The organism is uncultured Gimesia sp. (assembly GCF_937910335.1).
Classification (GTDB): domain Bacteria; phylum Planctomycetota; class Planctomycetia; order Planctomycetales; family Planctomycetaceae; genus Gimesia.
In genome coordinates this window covers 1-2,521 of sequence record NZ_CALEMX010000110.1, presented here as the reverse complement: position 1 = coordinate 2,521, position 2,521 = coordinate 1, and the positions used below count along the sequence as shown (strand labels likewise).

Sequence of the window (2,521 nt, the reverse complement as noted above, 5' to 3'; positions counted from 1 at the left end):
AAGTAGCTTGAAAAAACTGGTCCCAGCTTCAGAGCAGCCTGCAAATCTGACCCCTCAAATGAAACATTCAGAACAGGCTAAAATCTGGATGAATTGGTGGCAAACGCAACACTCTGGCCCCTCTTCCCGGCTGTTTACAGGCCGTTAAGTGTGAAATCTTGTTTTTGATGTACTGGAAGGCTGTTCTCGATTCCAGGTTCACAGTATCATAAACTCAGATGACAATAGATTTCTCTTCCAAAGATTATTCAAATCACTGCGGAACTTACTACATGGCTAACTACCACGACGACTTTCAATTGGAATGGCACGGAAATACAGTCGTTATCATTCCAGCAAGCAATGTCGAGTCAATGAGTTGGGATCTGATTGAGCAGGCAGCCGACATCGTGATGGCACCGTTACAGGAAGTTGAAATACCCATGGTGGTTTTTGACTTGAGCGACGTCAGCTATTTCGGCTCCGTTTTTCTGGCACTTTTATTACGTTGCCATAAACATGTCCGCAGCAGAGGTGGCGAATTAGTCTTGTGCGGTGCCAGTAAGATGGCAAACGAATTATTGCGAATCACGGCTCTCGATACACTCTGGGCAATTTATAATACCAGAGACGAAGCCCTGGAAGCCCTGATGGGCTAATTGACGTTAAACTCTCTGACTGACATCTCGACCAGTTGTGTTAAAGGATTAATAGTTCATGGCGAGGAAATATCGAAAAACGCGCCCTGAAGTCTCTGAATCAGATGTATTACCAACAGAGCATAGCACGGAACTTTATCCGCTGCATTCAATCATTGGCAGTATCAAAGAGACGGCAGATAAATTACAACAGGATCAGGCCACTCGCGGCGACCTGAAGATTCTTGATCGGGCGCTCAAAGAACTCAGATACGCATTCAAGGTATTTACCCCCTACCGCAAGCAGCGGAAAGTGACCGTTTTCGGTTCGGCCAGAACGCATCCCGATGACCCCGCTTATCAACAGGCACTCCAGTTTGGTCGTAGAATGGCCGAAGAAAAATGGATGATTGTAACCGGGGCTGGTCCAGGAATCATGGAAGCCGCTCATGTAGGAGCTGGCACTGATATGTCTATGGGCGTAAATATCATGCTGCCCTTTGAACAGGAACCCAATTATGTCATTCATAAAGACGAAAAGCTGGTTAACTTAAATTATTTCTTCACACGCAAACTTCTATTCGTAAAAGAAGTCCATGCTATCGTCTGCTGCGCGGGCGGTTTCGGTACACTGGACGAAGCGTTTGAAACACTGACGTTAGTGCAAACAGGAAAGCGCGATCCCATGCCGATTGTGCTATTGGAAACACCCGGCGGTACATACTGGAAAGATTGGGAAACATTTCTAAGAAACAATCTTCTAAAACAAGAGTTGATTTCGGAAGAAGATTTATCCCTGTTTTATATCACGGAAAATATCGAGGATGCCGTCGATGAAGTGATCGGCTTTTACAGTGTCTACAATAGTATGCGGTATGTGAAAGGACGACTGGTTATACGACTACACGTTGAACCAGGCAATGAATTTATTGAAAAACTGAACGATGAATTCAAAGACATCCTCGAATCGGGCATCATTACGAAAGTAGACACACATGAGTTAGAAAAAGATGATGCCCATCTTGATGACTTGCCCCGAATTTCACTGCTCTTCAATCGAAAAAACCTGGGACGACTTCGACAAATGATCAACATGATCAATAACGAACTGACGCCCATTCATGATGATGCCGAGGTAGAATAGTTTCTATCCCAGTAGACTTTTAAATTCATCTTCGTTTTTCAGAATCTCCTGAAGTTTTACCATAGACCGACTGATCATCACGCGAACAGCGACATCTGATTTATTTAATTGTGCAGCGATCTCTTTCGTAGGGAGCGCTTCTACATATTTCAGGCGGATGGCTTCTCGATTTTCCTCTGGCAAACTTTCCAGCGCCAAAAGTAGTTTCATTTCCTTAGCACCACGTGCAAAAGCCTGACTGGGACTGGTAATACTGGCAATCAGCAGATCCATGAAACCCTGTCCTGCACCAGCTTCATCTGCTCGTTGATTGACTTCCCGACCGGCTGCTCGTTTTTGGACCTGGAAAAATTTTCGATGATTATCAATGATTTTTCTCTCGGAGAGGTGGCAGAGCCAATTGAAAGGCGTTTTTTGCTCAAAATCCATTTTCTCTAATGATTCTACAGCGCTTAACGAAGCTTCCTGCAGAATATCTACTGCTTCCACTTTACTTTTTAACCCATCGCTCATGTTCTTATTAATAAAGCCTAACAGCGGAGCGCGATGTGCTTCAATAAATTCGAGCAAAGCCGGCTCGCTGCCTTTTTTGATCTGTTCGATGAGTGCCTCGATATCAGTCGTCATGAAATTTTCATACTTCCGGTAATTAAGTGATTTATGCCTGGTTTATGCCCTGCTTTTCACACTGTTCTTGATCGGTTAATCCCGCATTTCCCAGATGACTTCCTTCGCTTTGGCATGCGATTTGCGCCAGACC

3 protein-coding genes are annotated in these 2,521 nt (G+C 44.5%); 2 read left to right on the top strand and 1 reads right to left on the bottom strand.

Annotated features, from left to right (window positions below):
* Positions 1 to 272 precede the first annotated feature (272 nt).
* Together Q0668_RS04475 and Q0668_RS04470 are read left to right on the top strand one after the other, a co-directional pair.
* Entirely contained in the window at positions 273 to 638 is a 366-nt protein-coding gene (locus tag Q0668_RS04475; RefSeq protein WP_298860405.1) for an STAS domain-containing protein, read from the top strand.
* A 58-nt stretch (positions 639 to 696) separates the two neighbouring features.
* Positions 697 to 1,761 carry a TIGR00730 family Rossman fold protein gene (locus Q0668_RS04470; RefSeq protein ID WP_298860402.1) on the top strand — a complete coding sequence of 355 codons (1,065 nt, stop codon included), beginning with the start codon at positions 697 to 699 and terminating at the stop codon, positions 1,759 to 1,761.
* Between the two features lie 3 nt (positions 1,762 to 1,764).
* Here the strand turns inward: Q0668_RS04470 and Q0668_RS04465 are convergent, their stop codons facing one another.
* On the bottom strand, positions 1,765 to 2,388 hold the full coding sequence (locus Q0668_RS04465; RefSeq protein ID WP_298860399.1) for a sigma-70 family RNA polymerase sigma factor: 624 nt from the start codon (positions 2,386 to 2,388) through the stop codon (positions 1,765 to 1,767).
* Between the last annotated feature and the right edge of the window lie 133 nt (positions 2,389 to 2,521).